The organism is Clostridium algidicarnis (assembly GCF_000703125.1).
GTDB lineage: Bacteria > Bacillota > Clostridia > Clostridiales > Clostridiaceae > Clostridium_L > Clostridium_L algidicarnis.
On sequence record NZ_JNLN01000001.1, the window covers coordinates 2,774,808 to 2,794,025 of the forward strand.

Annotated in this window: 19 protein-coding genes, 1 tRNA gene and 1 riboswitch; of the genes, 5 read left to right on the forward strand and 15 right to left on the reverse strand. The window is 29.6% G+C overall.

Annotated elements, in window-relative coordinates; genetic code table 11:
- Positions 1-3: 3 nt before the first annotated feature.
- The 12 genes from BV55_RS0113290 to BV55_RS0113345 all read right to left on the reverse strand — a co-directional run bounded on the left by BV55_RS0113290 (position 4) and on the right by BV55_RS0113345 (position 11,797).
- Complete coding sequence (locus BV55_RS0113290) at positions 4-690, reverse strand: zinc metallopeptidase (protein ID WP_029453297.1); 687 nt, start codon at positions 688-690, stop codon at positions 4-6.
- Between the two features lie 14 nt (positions 691-704).
- Complete coding sequence (fmt, locus tag BV55_RS0113295) at positions 705-1,634, reverse strand: methionyl-tRNA formyltransferase (RefSeq protein WP_029453298.1); 930 nt, start codon at positions 1,632-1,634, stop codon at positions 705-707.
- Positions 1,635-1,641: 7 nt separating this feature from the next.
- Positions 1,642-2,091: a peptide deformylase gene (gene def, locus BV55_RS0113300; protein WP_029453299.1), complete on the reverse strand. Its 450-nt coding sequence runs from the start codon at positions 2,089-2,091 to the stop codon at positions 1,642-1,644.
- Positions 2,092-2,134: 43 nt separating this feature from the next.
- The gene (gene priA / locus BV55_RS0113305) at positions 2,135-4,348 is read right to left on the reverse strand and encodes a primosomal protein N' (RefSeq protein ID WP_029453300.1); all 2,214 of its coding nucleotides are present in this window, start codon (positions 4,346-4,348) and stop codon (positions 2,135-2,137) included.
- A 33-nt stretch (positions 4,349-4,381) separates the two neighbouring features.
- The gene (coaBC, locus tag BV55_RS0113310) at positions 4,382-5,569 is read right to left on the reverse strand and encodes a bifunctional phosphopantothenoylcysteine decarboxylase/phosphopantothenate--cysteine ligase CoaBC (RefSeq protein WP_029453301.1); all 1,188 of its coding nucleotides are present in this window, start codon (positions 5,567-5,569) and stop codon (positions 4,382-4,384) included.
- A gap of 2 nt (positions 5,570-5,571) precedes the next feature.
- Complete coding sequence (gene rpoZ, locus BV55_RS0113315; protein WP_029453302.1) at positions 5,572-5,790, reverse strand: DNA-directed RNA polymerase subunit omega; 219 nt, start codon at positions 5,788-5,790, stop codon at positions 5,572-5,574.
- The gene (gmk, locus tag BV55_RS0113320) at positions 5,771-6,400 is read right to left on the reverse strand and encodes a guanylate kinase (protein ID WP_029453303.1); all 630 of its coding nucleotides are present in this window, start codon (positions 6,398-6,400) and stop codon (positions 5,771-5,773) included. The genes rpoZ and gmk overlap by 20 nt, the downstream gene beginning before the upstream one ends.
- Positions 6,400-6,672, reverse strand: a complete 273-nt coding sequence (gene remA, locus BV55_RS0113325) for an extracellular matrix/biofilm regulator RemA (RefSeq protein ID WP_029453304.1) — start codon at positions 6,670-6,672, stop codon at positions 6,400-6,402. The genes gmk and remA overlap by 1 nt, the downstream gene beginning before the upstream one ends.
- 20 nt (positions 6,673-6,692) lie before the next feature.
- Complete coding sequence (locus tag BV55_RS0113330; RefSeq protein WP_029453305.1) at positions 6,693-7,574, reverse strand: YicC/YloC family endoribonuclease; 882 nt, start codon at positions 7,572-7,574, stop codon at positions 6,693-6,695.
- Positions 7,575-7,666: 92 nt separating this feature from the next.
- Positions 7,667-8,821: a pyridoxal phosphate-dependent aminotransferase gene (locus tag BV55_RS0113335; RefSeq protein ID WP_029453306.1), complete on the reverse strand. Its 1,155-nt coding sequence runs from the start codon at positions 8,819-8,821 to the stop codon at positions 7,667-7,669.
- A 242-nt stretch (positions 8,822-9,063) separates the two neighbouring features.
- Complete coding sequence (locus BV55_RS0113340) at positions 9,064-10,425, reverse strand: NCS2 family permease (protein WP_029453307.1); 1,362 nt, start codon at positions 10,423-10,425, stop codon at positions 9,064-9,066.
- A gap of 162 nt (positions 10,426-10,587) precedes the next feature.
- A riboswitch (purine riboswitch) is annotated at positions 10,588-10,687 on the reverse strand.
- Between the two features lie 120 nt (positions 10,688-10,807).
- Entirely contained in the window at positions 10,808-11,797 is a 990-nt protein-coding gene (locus BV55_RS0113345) for an asparaginase (RefSeq protein ID WP_029453308.1), read from the reverse strand.
- Between the two features lie 522 nt (positions 11,798-12,319).
- Here BV55_RS0113345 and yedE point away from each other — a divergent pair.
- The 4 genes from yedE (at position 12,320) to cls (ending at position 15,483) form a co-directional block, all read left to right on the forward strand.
- Positions 12,320-13,411 (forward strand): YedE family putative selenium transporter, encoded by a 1,092-nt coding sequence (gene yedE / locus BV55_RS0113350; protein ID WP_029453309.1) that lies wholly within the window; start codon positions 12,320-12,322, stop codon positions 13,409-13,411.
- The gene (locus BV55_RS0113355; RefSeq protein ID WP_029453310.1) at positions 13,395-13,610 is read left to right on the forward strand and encodes a sulfurtransferase TusA family protein; all 216 of its coding nucleotides are present in this window, start codon (positions 13,395-13,397) and stop codon (positions 13,608-13,610) included. The genes yedE and BV55_RS0113355 overlap by 17 nt, the downstream gene beginning before the upstream one ends.
- Positions 13,597-13,851 (forward strand): putative Se/S carrier protein, encoded by a 255-nt coding sequence (locus BV55_RS0113360; protein ID WP_029453311.1) that lies wholly within the window; start codon positions 13,597-13,599, stop codon positions 13,849-13,851. The genes BV55_RS0113355 and BV55_RS0113360 overlap by 14 nt, the downstream gene beginning before the upstream one ends.
- 195 nt (positions 13,852-14,046) lie before the next feature.
- Positions 14,047-15,483 carry a cardiolipin synthase gene (gene cls, locus BV55_RS0113365; protein ID WP_029453312.1) on the forward strand — a complete coding sequence of 479 codons (1,437 nt, stop codon included), beginning with the start codon at positions 14,047-14,049 and terminating at the stop codon, positions 15,481-15,483.
- 47 nt (positions 15,484-15,530) lie between these two features.
- On the opposite strand, the gene BV55_RS0113370 is transcribed toward cls, so the two are convergent.
- Complete coding sequence (locus BV55_RS0113370) at positions 15,531-16,184, reverse strand: pentapeptide repeat-containing protein (RefSeq protein WP_029453313.1); 654 nt, start codon at positions 16,182-16,184, stop codon at positions 15,531-15,533.
- Between the two features lie 89 nt (positions 16,185-16,273).
- On the opposite strand from BV55_RS0113370, the gene BV55_RS0113375 reads away from it, so the two are divergent.
- A complete protein-coding gene (locus tag BV55_RS0113375; RefSeq protein ID WP_029453314.1) occupies positions 16,274-16,852 on the forward strand; it encodes an HdeD family acid-resistance protein in 579 nt (192 codons plus the stop codon).
- A 125-nt stretch (positions 16,853-16,977) separates the two neighbouring features.
- Here BV55_RS0113375 and BV55_RS0113380 read toward each other — a convergent pair whose 3' ends face one another.
- Positions 16,978-18,843 (reverse strand): type IA DNA topoisomerase, encoded by a 1,866-nt coding sequence (locus tag BV55_RS0113380; protein ID WP_029453315.1) that lies wholly within the window; start codon positions 18,841-18,843, stop codon positions 16,978-16,980.
- Between the two features lie 216 nt (positions 18,844-19,059).
- Positions 19,060-19,134: transfer RNA gene (locus BV55_RS0113385), tRNA-Glu, on the reverse strand.
- Positions 19,135-19,218 lie beyond the last annotated feature (84 nt).

Here is a 19,218-nt window from a genome sequence, read left to right on the forward strand (position 1 = left end):
TCCTTAATCATTTCTTCTATTACTTAATGCCATTAATCTTAATAATTGTGATATAGCTGTAAGTGTAGCTGCCACGTAAGTAAGAGCTGCAGCACTTAACACCTTTTTTGCGCCAACTATTTCATTTTCATAAAGTATAGATTTATCTTCTAGTATTTTAATAGCCCTATTAGAAGCATTAAATTCAACTGGCAAAGTTATAAGTTGAAATAAAACTACTGCTGAAAATAATACTATTCCTATGTTTGTTAAAAGTGGTAACCCCATTATTATTCCAATAAAAAATATTATCCAGGATGCACTAGAACTTATATTTACAACAGGTACTATATTATTTCTAATTATAAGAGGTCTATAATCCTGTTGATGTTGAATTGCATGACCTACTTCATGAGCCGCAACTCCTATAGATGCAACTGACGTGCTAGAGTACACCTTTTCTGAAAGCCTAAGTATCCTATCCTTAGGGTCATAGTGGTCTGTAAGATTACCAGCCACCCTCTCAATACGTACATCAACGAGTCCATTACTATCAAGGATCATCCTTGCAACCTCTGAACCTGTATATCCTTTGGAACTATATATTTTTGAATATTTATTGAAAGTAGATGATATTTTAGATTGAGCCCATATAGAAAGTATTAAGGCTGGCACTAAAATTAAATAAGTACTATCATAAAACAAAAAAATTACCTCCCTTTAATTTAAATTAATATTAAACCTTCTTTGATATCATGTCCATTTATATATTCTTCAACCTTTAGTGGTTTTGCATTAGGAAATTGTATAATTTCAATACGAAGTATACTATCCTTCGTAGCTACTTCTATACCTTCTTTACTTACATTTAATATTGTTCCTGGTGTTTTTGTGGACTTTTTATTTATAACACTGCTTTTATATATTTTCATTCGTTGTCCTTCATAATCAGTATGAGCTATAGGCCATGGATTTAATCCTCTTATAAGGTTATGTATATTTAAAGAGTTTTCATTCCAATTAATTTTAGCAATATCTTTATTTAACATAGAAGCATGACTGCTTCCTTTATCTTCTTGCTTTATTGATGATAAACCTCCCTTATACATAGATTGTATAGTATCTATAAGAAGATCTGATCCGGTACTCATTAACTTATCATGTAGCTCACCTGCTGTAATATCATCATCTATACATACCTCATTAGTTAAAAGTATATCCCCTGTATCTATCCCAACATCCATAAGCATAGTAGTATTCCCACTCTTTTTCTCACCATTAATTATTGCCCAATTAATTGGAGCTGCCCCTCTATATTTAGGTAGTAATGATGCATGAAGGTTTATACATGCATACTTAGGTATATCTAAAACTGCTTTTGTCAATATCTGACCATAAGCTACTACGATTATAAAGTCTGGATTTAAATTTTTAAGTATTCTAATAACTTCTTCATTGCCTTTTACTTTTTCTGGTTGAAAAACAGGTATATTATAATCTAAAGCTAATTCTTTAACCGGAGACATAGAAAGCTTTTTCCCTCTACCCTTTGGTCTATCTGGTTGTGTAAATGCAGCAACTACACCATACTCATCTATAATCTTTTGAAAAGAGGGTACTGCAAAATTTGGAGTACCCATAAATACTATATTCATTTATCTTCTATTCCTCCTCTGGGATAACTTTGTCTGTAAATAAAACCCCATCTAAGTGATCTACCTCATGACAAATAGCCCTTGCAAATAAATCTTCTGCTCTAAACTTAATTTCTTTTCCTTCTTCATTTAAAGCTTTTACTGTTATACGCTGTGGTCTTTCAACCTCACCTTGCTCCTCTGGTAAACTTAAGCACCCTTCCACATCTATATAAGATCCTTCTTTTGAAATTATCTCAGGATTAATTAATGCTATAGGACCTTCTCCAATATCCACTACTACAACTCTTTTTAGTATACCTACTTGTGGAGCAGCAAGACCTACGCCATCTTCATAATACATAGTTTGAAACATATCCTTAATTAAAATCTTTATTCTATCGTTAACCACCTCTACAGGTTTGCTTTTTTTTCTTAGGATAGGATCTCCATAAATTCTAATATTTCTTAATGCCATAAAAACTCTTCCTTTCTATATTAAAATAATAAGCTAAGTTACATTATATTAGACTACTGGGGTTAATATCAATACTTAATCTTATATCTTTATAGTAACTTTTAGTACTGGCATATAAAAAGTCTTTTATTTCCTTTGCTAATTGGTCATTTATTTCACCTTTTATTATTATTTGCCATCTATATAATTCTTTAATCTTGCTTATCATACAAGGACAAGGTCCTAGTATGACTATTTTATCATTATATTGTAGCTTATTCTTTAAATTAATGCTAATATCTTGTATACATTTTATTAATAATTCTTCATTTTTAGAGCTCATATTTATAAGCAATATTTCTGCAAAAGGTGGATAATTCATACTCTTTCTAATAGATAATTCTTCTTTATAAAAACTACTATAATTGTATTCCTTCGCAGCCTTTATACTATAACTATCTGGTAGATAACTTTGAACTACTACATTTCCTATAGTTTTACCCCTTCCAGCTCTACCAGAAACTTGTGTTATAAGTTGAAATGTTCTTTCCGATGCCCTATAATCAGGTAAATTCAAAGATAAATCTGCTGCCAAAACGCCTACTAGAGACACATTTGGGAAATCTAATCCTTTAGCAACCATTTGAGTTCCAATTAAAATATCTGCTTCACCTTTTTTAAAGGAGTTATATATCTTCTCATAGGAATCCTTCCTTCTTGTAGTATCTAAGTCCATTCGTAATATTTTAGCCTCTTTAAAGTATTTCTTTACTTCTGTTTCTACTTTTTCAGTACCTACTCCAAAATACTTTACATATTTACTATTACAAACAGGGCAAACGTTGGTAGCTCTAGACTTTTTTCCACAATAATGACAGGACAAATAGTTACCTGAAAAATGGTAAGTCATTGATATATCACATTTATCACATTTGAATACATATCCGCATTTTCTGCAAGATACAAAAGTAGAAAACCCTCTTCTATTTAAAAACAAAATTATTTGTTCTTTTTTTTCTAAGGCATCTTTCATGCTACTATATAATAAATTACTAAAAATAGATTTGTTATTATTTTCAAGTTCTTCTCTCATGTCAATAACTTGTATCACTGGCATAAATGCATCATCTATTCTTTTTTCCATCTTTAGTAATTCTATCTCTCCAACTTCAGCTTTATAATAGGATTCTATACTTGGCGTTGCAGTTCCTAAAACTACCCTACACCCTTCTAGTTTACTCCTATATTCAGCAATTTCTCTAGCGTCATATTTAGGGTTACTATCAGACTTATAACTAGTTTCATGTTCTTCATCAATTATTATAATACCTAAATCCTTAAAAGGCAAAAATATAGCAGATCTTGCTCCTACAGCTAATTTAGCTTTTCCTTCTTTGACTCTAAACCATTCATCAAATCTTTCTCCATCAGAAAGTTTACTATGAAATACAGCAACATCTTTACCAAATCTTCCTTTAAATCTTTCTATCATTTGTGGCGTTAGTGCAATTTCCGGTACCAAGATTATAGAAGACTTACCTTCTTTTATACAATCTTCTACCAAGTTCATATACACTTCAGTCTTACCACTTCCAGTGACCCCATGGATAAGAAATACCTTTTTATCTGAATTTAAAATTTTATCAATAACATATTTTTGTTCGGCGTTAGGTGTTTTTTTTCCATAATGTTCAAATTCTCTAACATTATACCTCTGTACTGTTTTAGGCTCTGAAAATATAAAACCTTGCTTTATTAATGTATTTATAGAGCTTAATGACATAGAATAATTTTTATTCAATTCCGCTCGTGTTACATTTCCATTTAGTTCTTTTACTTTATTCCATATAGACTCGTAAGGCTCTTTTTTATATCGACCCTCTAAGATTTCTTTAGTAAATAAAACTTCTATGGTTTTATTTTTCATTCCACCTACAATTCCTTTAGGCAAAAATTGTTTTAAAGCATCCACATATGAACAAAGATATCTTTTTCTCATAAACTCCATAAGATTTACGTCTTTTTCATTAAAAAGTTCCACTTCTTTATAAATCTTTTCAATACTTTTCATTTTTATATTGGAGTCTTTAAATTCATGTGATTCATCATAGAGGTATAATACAAACCCATCTACTAATCTATCACCTCTTCCAAACGGGACTTTAACCCTATAGCCTATATTTATATTATTAGCATCTTCTGCTTTAATTGTATACGTAAAAATTCTATCTAATTCATTTGCATCCTGGTTTATAACAATACCAGCAAACTTTAACATTTAATCACCCTTTATAAAATAAAAAAGCGCAGACTAGCGCCTTTTATTTACAATATCAAATAATTCTTTTGCAACCTTTTTTTTATTCATAGATTGTAGTTTTATAATATCTCCATCTTTACATATTATACTTACCTCATTGTCTTCTGAAGCAAATCCCGTGTGAAGAATATTATTTGCAACTATATAGTCTAAATTCTTTTTAGTAAGTTTAACTTTGGCATTTTCTATAAGATTACTGCTTTCCGCAGCAAAGCCTACTAAAATTTGACTTTCTTTTTTTTGTCCTAAGATTTTAAGTATATCATTATCTTTTGAAAATTCTATACTCATACTGTCTTCGGTTTTTTTAATCTTTTCTTTACTATAATACTTAGTTTTATAATCGGATACTGCAGCTGCTTTTACCACAATATCTGCTTTTTCATAATGCAATAGCACTTCTTTTAACATTTCTTCATTTGTAGTTACACTTATAAATTCAACTTCAAAAGGCCTTTCTAAATTAGTAGGACCAGATATTAAAATAACCTTTGCCCCTCTATCTCTAGCTTCCTTTGCTATAGCATACCCCATCTTTCCTGTAGATTTATTTGTTATATATCTTACGGGATCAATGTTTGCTATGGTCGGTCCTGCTGTAACCAATACTGTTTTACCCTCTAAATCTTTAGGATTATAAAGCATACTTTCAACCTTACCCGCTATATATTTTGTATCTGCAAGTTTACCTTTTCCTTCATCTCCACAAGCAAGCCTTCCACTAGTAGGTTCAATAAATTCATACCCATATCTTTTTAACTTAGATATATTTTCTTGAACTATTTTGTTATTATACATATTGGTATTCATGGCTAGAGCAAATACAACCTTTGCTTTTGTAGCCATTATGGTTGTAGATAACATATCATCTGCAATGCCATTTGCTACCTTACCTATGATGTTAGCTGTAGCTGGTGCAACAAGAAGTATATCCGCCTTTTTAGCTAATGAAATATGTTGTATTTCAAAGGCTTTAGGCTCTTCGAACATATCTGATACTACTATATTTTGACTAAGGGTTTGAAATGTCAAAGGTGAAACAAATTCTTTGGCAGACTTTGTCATTATTACATTAACTTCTATGTCCTTTTTCTTTAAAGCACTAATAATATCTAGAGCTTTATATGCAGCTATGCCTCCTGTGACACCTAAAACTACACAATGAGAATTCTTTGTCATAACTATTTTATTCCTTCTTTTATTGTTTCATATTTAACATATCCTTGATCTACTTCGCTAATGGCTCTAGTTAAAGGTTTTTTAGAGTCTACCTCTACCATTGGCTCAGCACCATCAATTATTTGTCTTGCTCTTTTTGAAGTTACTGTAACTAAAGTGTATCTATCATCCACCTTTTCTAATAAGTCTGTTATTGATGGATTAATCATAGAGTTGTTCATGTATTAAGCCCTCCTTAGAATCTAATATTTTTTCTTTTATTCTGTCTACCCTGCATCTTTCTGCGGTTAGTATGCTCTCTATTTTGTTAACAGCCTCACTTACTGTATTGTTTACTACTGCATAATTATATGTTGAAATATAATTAATTTCTTGATATGCAGATTTAAATCTAGTCATTAATGATTCTGGTGTTTCACTGCCTCTTTTTATTATTCTTTGTTTTAATTCTTCCATAGATGGAGGTAGGATAAATATAAATACACCATCTTCTATTTTATCTTTAACTTTTAATGCTCCTTGAATATCTATCTCAAGTATAACATCTTTTCCACTATCAAGCATAGCCTGAACTTTTGATCTAGGAGTTCCATATAAGTTTCCATAAACCTCAGCACATTCTAAAAAATCATCTTCCTTTATTTTATTTTCAAATTCATCTCTATCCATAAAATAATAGTTAACTCCATCAACTTCTCCCTCTCTAGGTTTCCTAGTAGTTGCTGAAATTGAAAGGTAATATTGGTTTTTTTCTAGCAAAGCCTTACAAATAGTACCCTTACCTGCTCCTGATGGCCCTGATATAACTATTAATATACCTTTATTAGACATTATTCTTCAACCTCATCTCCAGGCTCTTCTCCCTTTGATGATAGTCTATGTGCTACTGTTTCTGGTTGTACTGCTGAAAGAATCACATGGTCACTATCTGTAATTATTACAGCTCTTGTTCTTCTACCATATGTTGCATCTATTAACATTCCCCTATCTCTTGCCTCTTGGATTATTCTTTTTATCGGCGCAGACTCAGGACTTACTATCGCTACTAATCTATTAGCAGAAACAATATTTCCAAAACCTATGTTTATTAACTTAATACTCATTGTCTTCCTCCTAAAATTCATTATTCTACGTTTTGCACTTGTTCTCTTATTTTTTCAATATTGTTTTTTATATTAAGTACTTGATTTGTTATTTCTAAATCTGAAGATTTAGAAGCTATAGTATTAGCCTCCCTATTCATTTCTTGAACTATAAAATCAAGTTTTCTACCTACAGGCTCTTTTAAATTCAAAGTGTCGTTTAATTGTTCAATATGGCTATTTAATCTTATTATTTCTTCATCTATACTTGCTTTATCTGAAAATATAGCCACTTCCATATTTAAACGACCTTCATCTAGTTTTCCATCTTCTATCAGATTTTTTATTCTATCTTGAAGCTTTATCTCGTATTCCTTAACCACTGTTGGAGCCTTTACTTCTATTTTATCTAACTCGCCTTTTATATTATCACAATTAGATTTTATATCTTGATTTAGTTTAATTCCTTCTCTTTCTCGCATAGATAACAAGTTTTTTAACGCATAATGTATAGAAGGGGATATTTCTTTCCAAAGTTCCTCAATGTCTTCTTCATCTTCTTCTATATACATAATATCAGGTAACTTTGAAACAAAAGACAGTGATATATCATCTTTAACATCATAATTATCTTTTATTTCATTAAGACAACTCATATAGCTATCTAATAGATTTGTGTTAACCCTTACTCTACCTTCTACTTTTTCATAGTTTTTATAATTTAAAAATAAATCCACCTTGCCTCTGTTTAAATATTGAGAAATGATGCTTCTAATTCTTTCTTCTAAAGCAATCATGGCTTTAGGCATTTTAATATTTAAGTCTAAAAACCTGTGGTTTACACTTTTAACTTCTATTACAAAGTTATGTTTGTTCCCCTCTTCACTATTGGCTCTGCCAAAACCCGTCATACTTTTAATCATGAAACTCCTCCTTATGCTTTTCCAATTCATCATACCTATTATACATAAACAACCTGCAATATTTCAAGTTTTATTTTAAAAATAGAATTTATCTAGTTTTTACTGTACCTATCTAGTTTATTCAGTGTATTTCTTATAACTTCTTCATCCTTAGTAAGCGCAATTCTAAAATAACCGTATCCTAGTCTCCCAAATGCACTTCCAGGTGTTACAACAATACCCTTTTTCAAAAGTAACTCACTACAAAATTCATCTGTGGTATAACCTGTAGGAATTTTACACCAAATATAGAAGGTACCTTCTCCCTTAAAATATTTTATATTCTTTTCATCTAAAATAGACTCTGCTAAAACTTTTCTTTTTCTGTACACCTCATTTATATATTCTATATAGTAGCTACAATCTTTTATTGCCCTTAAAGCTGAATATTGAATAGGCATAAATTGACCTGAATCCATATTGTTTTTAACTTCTCCCAAAGCCTTTATAATATTTTTGTCACCAGCAACATAGCCTATTCTATATCCTGTCATACTAAACGCCTTAGAAAAACTGCTAAATTCAATGCAGTTGCTTATTCCTCCCATAAGAATTGACAACCTATCTTCTTTTTTATTTACAATCTCTTTATAAGCTCCATCGTTACAAAGTACTATATTATACTTTGCACACATTTCTTTAACCTCCTCTAAAAAGTCTTTTTTTAAATTAGCTCCCGTAGGGTTATTAGGATAATTTATTATCATAAGTTTAGATACTTTTTTTATATTTTCAGGAATTAAGTTAAGGTTTGGATAATAATTTTTTTCTTCAATTAAAGGCATCTTATATGGGATTACACCCCAAAGCCTACTGCAAGATTCATATGCTGGATATGAAGGATCTGGTAAAATAATATAATCGTTTATATCACAAACTGTTGGGATTATATTACTTAACGCTTCTTTAGAACCTATAGTTATCAGTACCTCATCTTCAGTTAAGTCTACACCATAATTAAGCTTATAATCTTTAACCACTTGTTTCTTTAATTTAACTATCCCACTTCCTTTAGGATAGTTATGATATCCCTTATAGCTTAATGCTTCTATTAGCGCCTCATTGACCTCTTTAGGTGGTTCTAGATCTGGATCACCTATACCAATATCTATTAACTCTCTTCCTTCTTTTCTTACCTTATCTTTTAAGATATCAATCTTATCAAAATGGTACTGTGGAAGATTTGTCGTCCTATTATTTATTTTCAAATAAACTCCTCCAAAATATTGTTTTTAACATAATATTCATTATTATATCTTTTTGATACAGCAACCATTAGTTAGTTACTACTTATACCTTTAGATTAATATAATAAAAACCTGTATTTATAAATTATAGAATTTATAAATACAGGTTTTAGATTTTCAATGTATACTCTGTTTAAAGTAATATTCACAATATATAAAGATACATTTATTCAAGTACAAATAAGTTTTATTAATATATTTATTTAGGAAAGTCCAGTAAATATTATCTTAGCCATAAATATAATACCTAGAATTATCATTACAGGAGATATCTTTTTCTTTTCTTTACTAAATAAGTTATTCACTAAATTTATTATTACATAAGATAGTATACCAATGGTTAAACCATCTCCTATACTATATGTAAGTGGCATTAGTGCAATAATTAAAAATGCTGGCACCCCTTCTGTAAAATCGCTAAAGTTAATTTTAACTACATTTTCCATCATAAAAAATCCTACTATAATAAGCGCAGGCGCTGTAGCTGCAGATGGTATAGCTACAAATATTGGTGAAAAAAACATAGCTATTAAAAATAGTATTCCAGTAACAATAGATGTAAGTCCTGTTCTTCCACCTTCTGCTACTCCAGCAGAGCTTTCAACAAAAGTAGTTACTGTTGATACTCCTATTAAAGCTCCAAAGGTAGTTCCAACCGCATCTGATAATAAAGCTCTTCCAGCTCTTGGAACCCGCCCATTTTCATCTAACATATTGGCCTTTGATGCTACTCCAACCAAGGTCCCTATAGTATCAAAGAAATCTACGAATAGAAAGGTGAAAACTATAACTACAAATCCCCATATCTTTGAAGGATCTGTTATATATGAAAAATCTAACTTAAATGCAATTGGTGCTAAAGATTCAAACTTAAAAATACCACTAGGCAAAAATATATTATACAAGGCTGCAAATTCAGGGCTAATAATTGCATATATCCAAGATAAAATAGTGCTACCAAATATCCCAAATAATATAGCTCCTTTAACGTTCTTTTTTGAAAGTACAACAATAATTACTACTCCCACAGCTGTAATTAAAACCGTTGGTGACATAAAGTTGCCAAGTCCCACTAAAGTAGCGTCGTTTTTAATAACCATTCCACTATCTACAAATCCAATGAAGGTTATAAATAGACCTATCCCTGCTGTAACAGCTAATTTTAAGTTCATAGGTATACTATTTATTACTGCTTCTCTTACGTTAGTTAATGATAAAACTATAAATATAATTCCTTCTACAAATACTGCTGTAAGTGCTACTTCCCAGGGTACATTCATTTTTATAACAACTGTATAGGCAAAAAATGCATTTAAACCCATACCTGATGCAAGTGCAAATGGTAAATCTGCATATATACCCATCATTATTGTGGCAACACCTGCTGAAAGGCATGTAGCTGTAACCAAAGCTCCTGCTGGCATTCCTGTGGCTCCTAGTATAGTAGGATTAACTGCTATAATATATGCCATAGTTAAAAAGGTAGTAATTCCTGCAATTATTTCTTTCCTTATGTTTGTATCTTTCCTTTCTTTTAACTTGTTAAAACTAAATAACTTATCCATAATCATCCTCCTAAATTTTATCTTATGTTGCACACTAAGTTCTTTTAATAAAGCAAAATACCTATATAAATTCCCTGAGGAATCTATATAGGTATTATCTTAATGAAAATATAATTACATATGAATTACTAAAAAAGTTAAATTTCACATGTAAAATCAAGATAATTCTAAAGATCCACTCATAGTCAGACATTTATGGTGCCTGGTAGAAACTTTTAGCCCTTATCGCCAAAACTATATGAGTATTACTGTTTACGAATATTATCTTATAACATTAATTCATTATTGTCAACATTACATGCTATTATTTTTAAATCTAATTATATTGTTCGTGTTATTTAGGTTTATATAACAATTTTTATTTTACAATTTATATTAAAAACTAAATATTATATAAGCTTTTTTCAAATATAGACTTAATTTCATCTAAATCTTTAGTGTAGCTAAGTGCTACTAGTAACTTAATTCTAGCTTTTTGCCCTGGCAAATTATCGCCAAATATAACACCTAAATTTCTTAGTTCTTTTCCTCCTCCGTGATATCCATATGAATCAAAGACCCTTCCTTCAAAACATCTAGAAACAATAACCACAGCAATTCCTTTATTTATAGCATTTTCTATACCTTCTACCATAAGCGGTGGTATATTTCCCCTTCCCATAGCCTCTACAACGATACCACTGTTTCCTTCACTTATGTAATAATTTATTACACCTGAATCCATACCTGATGCGCATTTTATAAGAGCAACTTTACTATCTAATTCTTTTATACTCATGGTTTGTTTTTCTATGTTATTTCTATAAAATATAACTCTATTATTATCCACTATACCAATTGGTCCAAAGTTTGGAGTTTTAAAAGCATTTAAACTCATAGAATTAGCTTTTGTCACTTCCGATGCACAGTTCAATTGTCCATTTAAACAGACTAGAACCCCTCTATTTTTTGATTCATCTGATATTGATGTACAAATGGATTCAGCTAAATTAGAAGGTCCATCATATCCAAGCTCTGATCCACTTCTCATAGATCCTGTAAATATCACAGGTTTTATAGAATTAATAGTTAAATCCACAAGATACGCAGTTTCTTCAAGAGAATCTGTACCATGTGTTACTACAACACCTGCTATATCTTCTCTATCTAAAAGCTTTTGGATAAACTTTGATAGATCTAGCATAATCTCTGGTGTCATATGTGGACTTGGTAACATTGAAAAATTATGTGATTCTATATCTGCATATTTTTCTATACCCGTTACCATAGACATTATTTCTTCTCCAGTAAGGCTAGGAACTGCCGCCTTTATCCTAGGATCCACCTTCATAGAAATAGTTCCACCATTAAAAACAATTGCTACCTTTTTCATAAAATACCTCCTATTATTTAAAATCATTTACTCTACAACCCTTAGTTTTAAGTTAATAAATATTTAAAACCAATGACTTATAAAATTAAAATATACACTATCGCCTTTTTAAATATAATATCATATTAATTATCTATGTTTTAAATATTCCTCCTAGTAAATTTAACATAATTTCATTAAATAATATATATACAAATTTATATATTATTCTTTCATTTTATAATAAGATTTATTAGTTTTTTTATCTTAAATTGAAGTTATTTTTATTATTACTGCAATTTTAAAATTTAGTGAAAATATAATTTTTATATTATTTGTTTAAGATACCTTATTAAAAATAAACAACTTTTTAGAAGAACTAAAAAATATATTATATGAATATTTAAGTATATAGTCTATTTACAACTTACAGTATTGTATTTGCTGATAGAGAAGACTTTACCAATCAGCTTTATATATTTAACATGCATTGAATAATTTGTTATATTTATATAGAAGTAATAAAAATAAGGGGGAATTTTCATGAAAGAAAAAAGAGGGATTATAGCGGCTGGTGCAATAGTTGGTATACTTTCAGTAATACTTGTGTACTTCGGAAACCCTATTAACATGGGACTTTGTATAGCCTGTTTCATACGTGACACAGCAGGTAGTCTAGGTTTACACAGGGCGGAAGTTGTTCAATATATAAGGCCTGAAATTATAGGTATTGTATTAGGCGCATTTATAATGGCATTCTTTAAAAAAGAGCTTTATTCTAAAGGGGGTTCATCGCCATTTACCAGATTTATATTAGGGTTTATTGTTATGGTAGGTGCTTTAATGTTCCTAGGATGTCCTTTAAGAATGGTGCTTAGGCTTGCAGGTGGGGACTTAAATGCCATTACAGGTATAGTAGGATTTACAGCTGGTATTTTTCTTGGAATACAATTTTTAAATAAAGGATTTTCTTTAAAAAGAAATTATACAATAACAAAACTTGAAAAGTACTTATTTCCTGCAGTTAATGTAGGGTTATTTGCTCTTCTTATTTCAGCACCTGCTTTTATATTTTTTAGTAAGAAAGGTCCCGGTGCTTCTCATGCTCCAATTTATATGGCCTTAATTGCAGGGCTCGTTGTAGGTGCAATTGCACAAAGGACTAGGCTTTGTATGGTTGGAGGAATTAGAGATGTTATAATGTTTAAAGATACCTATTTATTATCTGGCTTTATTTCTATATTTGTATTTGCGCTTATAGGAAATTTAATAATAGGCAAGTTTAATTTAGGATTTATAAATCAGCCTGTAGCTCATAACGATGCTTTATGGAACTTTTTAGGCATGGCTTTAGCTGGGTGGGCATCAGTACTATTAGGTGGTTGTCCTTTAAGGCAACTAATATTATCTTCTGAGGGTAATATAGATTCTGTTATAACAGTTTTAGGCCTCTTTGTAGGTGCAGCTTTTGTACACAATTTCAATTTAGCTTCTAGTGCTAAAGGACCTACATTTAATGGTAAGGTAGCAGTGTTAATTGGATTTTTAGTTGTATGTTTAATATCCTATATAAATATAGAAAAAGGTACTAAAAAAGTAAATATAGTTTCAAAGGGAGATGTTAACATTGGTTAAAATAGATGCTAGAGGTATATCTTGTCCACAGCCAGTTTTGATGACAAAAAATGCTTTAATGAATAATCCTAAAGAAGTTGAAGTTACTGTGGATAATGCAACTGCTAAGAATAATGTTGAACGTTACTTTAAACAATCCGGTTATTCTGTATCTTCAAAAAATGTGGAAGATGGCTTTATATTATATGGTAAAAAATAATGTTGTAAATTATATTTGTTTATTTTATACTCATTCCGGTGCTATAAAGTTTACTAATATAATAAACGCCGAAAATATTTCTTACAAAATATTACCTACACCTAGAAAACTAAGCTCTAACTGTGGCATTAGTGTGGAATTTTGTTATGACAAAGATATAAATTCCTTTATAATTAGTGATATAGAAAAGGTGTTTTTAATTAATGATAGGAATTATGAACTAATATATGAAAATGAATAACTATATTATAATATTTAATTAAAGTACCATAGGGTAAGACCTTTTGTAAAATTACAAAAGGTCTTACTTTTTTAATGAAACAAAATACTACAATTTATTGTTCTTATATGTTTATAAATAAAGGAAATTAAATAATTATGTAGAATTAGTATGTTTGATCATACGTAGTTCAAATATTTTAAGGAGTATAAATTTATGAAATTAAATATCATAATAGGAATTCTAGTTATTGTTACTAATTTGTTTTTTGCAACTATTCTTATATTTTTTGAAAGGAAGAATCCTTCTACTACCTGGGCATGGTTATTAGTTATAATATTTTTACCCTTCATAGGCTTTATTATTTATATGCTTCTAGGTAGAAATTTAAACAAAGAAAAACTATTCACCAAAAAAATTATTGTTGATGAAAGAAAAAAATGTGATTATTTACTCAACTCGCGAAAAGAATATGTATTAGATGAGGGCACTTTTGAAAATATAGACTTAATTAAAATGAATTATAGAAACTCTAATTCATTTTACACTCAAAAAAATAATATTGACTTGATTTTTGATGGTAAAGAAAAATTTAAAGAACTTTTTAGCGCTATCGAAAACAGTAAAAGCTTTATTCATATTGAATATTATATTATAAGCAGAGATGAAACTGGTAAAATGTTAATAGACCTACTTACTAAAAAAGCAAAAGAAAATGTAGAAGTTAAAATTTTATTCGACTCAATGGGATCTTATAAAATTAATAGTAAAATCTATTTAAAAAACTTTGTAGATTCAGGTGGAAAATACGCCGTATTTTTTCCTGCACTATTTCCTCATTTAAATAAAAGAATCAATTTTAGGAACCACAGAAAGATAGCTGTAATTGATGGTAAGGTTGGATTTGTCGGTGGATTTAATATCGGAAATGAATATTTAAGTAAGGATAAGAAAATTGGATACTGGAGGGATACTCATTTAAAAATTGCTGGAGAGGCTGTAAGAGATCTAGAAGAAAGATTCCTTATGGATTGGACCTATGCTTCGGAAGAAATAATACATGATTATGGAAAGTATTTAACCATTGATATGTCTATAGATGAGATAACCGGGACTCAGATAGTTTCAAGTGGTCCAGACCATAAAAGTCCTTACATTAGAAATGGATTTGTTAAAATTATAAATAATGCTAAAAAAAATGTATATGTCCAAAGTCCTTATTTTATTCCGGATGAGACTACTTTAGAATCTTTAAAATTATCTGCTTTATCTGGAGTTGATGTTCGTATTATGATTCCTGGAGTCCCTGACCATAAATTTATGTTTTGGGCTGCTAGTTCTTACGTTGGAGAACTTTTAAAAAGTGGTGTCAGAGTCTATTATTATAACAAAGGATTTTTGCATTCTAAAACCATAGTATCTGATAGCAACGTGTGTAGTATTGGAAGTGCAAATATGGATATACGTAGTTTTAAATTAAACTTTGAAACAAATTGTTTTATTTATAACGAAAATATCTCTAATAAAATGGAAATCCAATTTAAAAGGGATATATTAGATTCCAAGGAAGTAACTCTTGACCTTTTTGAAAACAGAGGTCTTTGGGTTAGATTTGCAGAATCTATTACAAGACTACTTTCTCCCATATTATAATATAATGGTACATCAAACTTTTTATGAAAAATTTGATGTACCATTAATCATTTGATAATAATATCCATAAGTTTAGATAAAGAAACTGCTTGAATTGGTGATACTATAACACCCTTAAGATCTTCTATCCTAATTGCAATGCCTTCTATATCACAACTAGTTAAATCTATATCTTTTAGTTTAGTACCTGACATCTGGCACTCTGAAAGCTTTGAATCATAAAATCCAACTTTAGAAAAAGTAACTTCTTGAAAATCAGATAAAGCTAGGTCACATTCATTAAACTTTATTTCATTAAACTTAGAAAATGAAAATAGAGTATATCTTAAGTTACACTCACTAAAAGTAATATTTTTTAAATTTGCTTCACTTAAATTGATACCTATAAGTTTACAATTTATAAATTCCACTCTATGTATTATAGCATTTTCTAAATTCACATTAGACAAATCACAATTTTCAAACCTTACATCTACTAGTTCAGATCTTGGAAATGAACATCCTATAAAAGTGCTTCCTTTAAATATTGTTTCCTTTAAATTAACTCTTTTTATACTTTCACCTTCAAGATGAAAGTCAGTTATACTAGCAAAAGATATATAGCTTTCATCTTGTAAATCCTCATAGGATAGATCCATATCTTCTAATAATAAGGGTAATCTCGGTTTTTCTACAGAGAACTCGCTTTTTTTACTTTTCATTTAGCACCTCTTTCTTTACTATACATCTATTCTTTATAGTCTTTATCCTTTATAATATATCTATAATATATTATAAAGGAGGAAATTTTATGAAGCAGATTAAGATGTTATCAATATTACAAGGTATATTGTTCCTATTTATAGGTATTATAAGCTTTGTATATCCTACCGAATCTCTTTCTATTTTATCATTAATATTTCAAATACTTTTAATAACTTTAGGTTCTGTAAAACTTATAAAAACCTTAGTAGATAAACGTAGATTTAAAGAAAATTATATGTTTATTTTAAACTTATTTGAAGGAATTATTTTCATTATTGTGGCTATTTTATTTTATTTCAACGAAAACCTATCGGTATTGTCATTTTCTGTCATATTAGGTTTATGGTGTGCCTATATTTCAATAACCTTATTTTTAAAATCCTTTAAAGGCAAAAGTGTGGAAAAAGGATATTTAGGTATAATTCTATCCTTCATATCTTTATGTTTTGCCTTAATGATTATATTTAAACCTTATATTGCTTTTGTAACCTTATCAAGATTAATTGGTATATACTTTATTTGTACAGGCATAGAGGTTTTATTTGTCACTTTATATCTTGAAAACAAGCTAAAAAAATTAAGGCTTTTCGGTGAAGATCCTAATGAAATAAATATTGATATGTAAATAGCCTATCAATATTTATATTAATTTGCAATCTCTTTGTCTTTTGCTTAGTTATACACTAAAAATCTGTCTTAATATTTTAATTTGAGTAACTATTAATTCATAGTGTAAAAGCTAATTAATAGTTACTTTTTTATTTCTTTTGCTTCTCTTGTATCATTTATTATGGTGGCTCTACTAGACTTCATCCTCATTACTCCAACCCTTGTAAAATTATATATTTCTTTTAAAAACTCATCTTTATTATAGCTTCCTTTTTCTATATCATATAACTTCTTTTCAAGCCTTCCTGTATAGTCAGTGTCCATTAATTCTTTCACAGGAAAGTTTTCTATAAGCTTACTTCCTATATCAGTTATTAATAGTGATTTCCCCTTTGTAGAGATATACCTTGCATACTTTAGCTTATTTATGGTATCTGCTCTTGTAGCTGCGGTACCTATAGAATATCCATACAATATTTGAGACTCTTCATCATCTTGTTCTTGCGATTTATTAGCTTTACCACAGGTTTCCATAGATTTCAAAAGTGTCTTTTCTGTATAATGAGCAGGTGGTTTACTCTTTTTAGATACAACAACAGTATCACTGCTTTCAACCTTCTCATTTTCACTTATCTTTGGTAATAGTTCTTCCTTTTTATCTTCATTATAAAGCTTAAGCCAACCTTTATTTATAAGTATCCTTCCTTTAGTCACAAATAGCCTTTCATAATTATCTCCCTGTACAGATGTTACAATCTCAGTATTTTCATACTGCGCTGCATCCATGAATTGAGATAAAAATCTATTTTTTATACTACTATACAGTTCCATTTCATCTTTATCTAAATTTTTAGGAACAATATAAGTTGGTATTATAGCACTATGACTTTCTACCTTTTCATTATTAAATACTTTCTTCGACTCATTAAAAACTATTTCATCTTTAAATGGAATATCCTTTTTAAGTATCATTAATACATTTTTAGCCTTATCCTTAATGCTTTCCTCTAACGCTGTACTTTCGGTCCTAGGATAAGTTATGTATTTTTTCTCATATAAACTTTGTGCTACCTTTAATACCTTATCCGCCGTCCATCCATTGAATTTACTAGTAACAAATCCTTGGAGATTACTTAAGTTAAATAGTGCCTGTGGATATTCATTTTTTATTTCCACCTTTTTGCTCTTTATCACACCAGGTTTTCCCTGAACCTCATCCTTTAACCTAACAACGCTTTCCTTATTTTTAAATTTATCTTTACTTCCATGAAAAAACTTACCTTTATACTTTCCAAATTGATTTTCGAAAGTAGTAAACAATTCATTAAAAGCTTCTGGTTTAAAGTTTTTTATTTCTAATTCTCTATCATAAATTAGCTTAAGTGTTGGCATGAGTACCCTTCCAATATTAAGTAAGTTCCCCCTTCCCCGTGTATACTTCATTGTAGCAACTGCAGTGAAGTTTATACCTATTACCCAGTCTGCTAGTTGCCTACTAAGTCCAGCATCTTGTAGGGTACTCATTTGCTCATTTGTCTTTAGGTTATTCAACCCTTTATTAACCTCTTCTGGAGTCCATTCATTAATTAGTATCCTATGTATAGGTTTTTCTACATTTAAATATTTAAATATAAGAAGGGCAATAAGCTCTCCCTCTCTATCAAAATCTGTAGCCGTTATAATTTCTTCAATATCTTTTCTATTTATGAGGCTGCTTATAATATCTAATTGCTTTTTTGCCCCTTTATCCACTACCTTTTTATTCTTACTGTCATTTTTAATTTTATACTTGAACTCATCTGGTATATATGGAAAGTAATCAAAATCCCATAAAGCTAACTTTTCATCATAATCCTTGCCATCATACAAGGTCAACAAATGACCAAAGGCCCAAGTTATTACATATCCTGGACCTTCAATATATCCATCTTTTTTAATTTTACATCCTAGTGCTTCTGCTATATTTCTAGCTACAGAAGGTTTTTCTGCCAATATTAATCTTCCCATAATTCACCTTCACTACATTATTTATATATTTTAAGTACAATGCTATTATACTTACTTTAGCCAAAATTGAAAAGAGATAAAGTTCTATTTTTCAAAATCAAACAGTTTTTTATCATTGTATTTTAAACAAAACATTATTTTCATAGCGTGTAAGCTCTTACTAAAACAAAAAAATATAAAGATCTGAATTCCTTCAAATCTTTATATTCTAACATTTGGTGACTCCTAGGGGAATCGAACCCCTGATTCCACCGTGAGAGGGTGGTGTCTTAACCGCTTGACCAAGGAGCCTAGTATTTTTAGGTGCGTACCCAATATTAATATAGTAACACCTTTTATACTTTATATCAAGTTAGTATTTTAAATGTAATCATC

Bases quoted from the DNA above. Each gene is read 5' to 3' on its own strand.
- fmt (WP_029453298.1), bottom strand. From the start codon at position 1,634: ATGAATATAGTATTTATGGGTACTCCAAATTTTGCAGTACCCTCTTTT.
- def (WP_029453299.1), bottom strand. From the start codon at position 2,091: ATGGCATTAAGAAATATTAGAATTTATGGAGATCCTATCCTAAGAAAA.
- priA (WP_029453300.1), bottom strand. From the start codon at position 4,348: ATGTTAAAGTTTGCTGGTATTGTTATAAACCAGGATGCAAATGAATTA.
- coaBC (WP_029453301.1), bottom strand. From the start codon at position 5,569: ATGACAAAGAATTCTCATTGTGTAGTTTTAGGTGTCACAGGAGGCATA.
- rpoZ (WP_029453302.1), bottom strand. From the start codon at position 5,790: ATGAACAACTCTATGATTAATCCATCAATAACAGACTTATTAGAAAAG.
- gmk (WP_029453303.1), bottom strand. From the start codon at position 6,400: ATGTCTAATAAAGGTATATTAATAGTTATATCAGGGCCATCAGGAGCA.
- remA (WP_029453304.1), bottom strand. From the start codon at position 6,672: ATGAGTATTAAGTTAATAAACATAGGTTTTGGAAATATTGTTTCTGCT.
- BV55_RS0113330 (WP_029453305.1), bottom strand. From the start codon at position 7,574: ATGATTAAAAGTATGACGGGTTTTGGCAGAGCCAATAGTGAAGAGGGG.
- BV55_RS0113340 (WP_029453307.1), bottom strand. From the start codon at position 10,425: ATGGATAAGTTATTTAGTTTTAACAAGTTAAAAGAAAGGAAAGATACA.
- BV55_RS0113345 (WP_029453308.1), bottom strand. From the start codon at position 11,797: ATGAAAAAGGTAGCAATTGTTTTTAATGGTGGAACTATTTCTATGAAG.
- yedE (WP_029453309.1), top strand. From the start codon at position 12,320: ATGAAAGAAAAAAGAGGGATTATAGCGGCTGGTGCAATAGTTGGTATA.
- BV55_RS0113355 (WP_029453310.1), top strand. From the start codon at position 13,395: ATGTTAACATTGGTTAAAATAGATGCTAGAGGTATATCTTGTCCACAG.
- BV55_RS0113360 (WP_029453311.1), top strand. From the start codon at position 13,597: ATGGTAAAAAATAATGTTGTAAATTATATTTGTTTATTTTATACTCAT.
- cls (WP_029453312.1), top strand. From the start codon at position 14,047: ATGAAATTAAATATCATAATAGGAATTCTAGTTATTGTTACTAATTTG.
- BV55_RS0113370 (WP_029453313.1), bottom strand. From the start codon at position 16,184: ATGAAAAGTAAAAAAAGCGAGTTCTCTGTAGAAAAACCGAGATTACCC.
- BV55_RS0113375 (WP_029453314.1), top strand. From the start codon at position 16,274: ATGAAGCAGATTAAGATGTTATCAATATTACAAGGTATATTGTTCCTA.
- BV55_RS0113380 (WP_029453315.1), bottom strand. From the start codon at position 18,843: ATGGGAAGATTAATATTGGCAGAAAAACCTTCTGTAGCTAGAAATATA.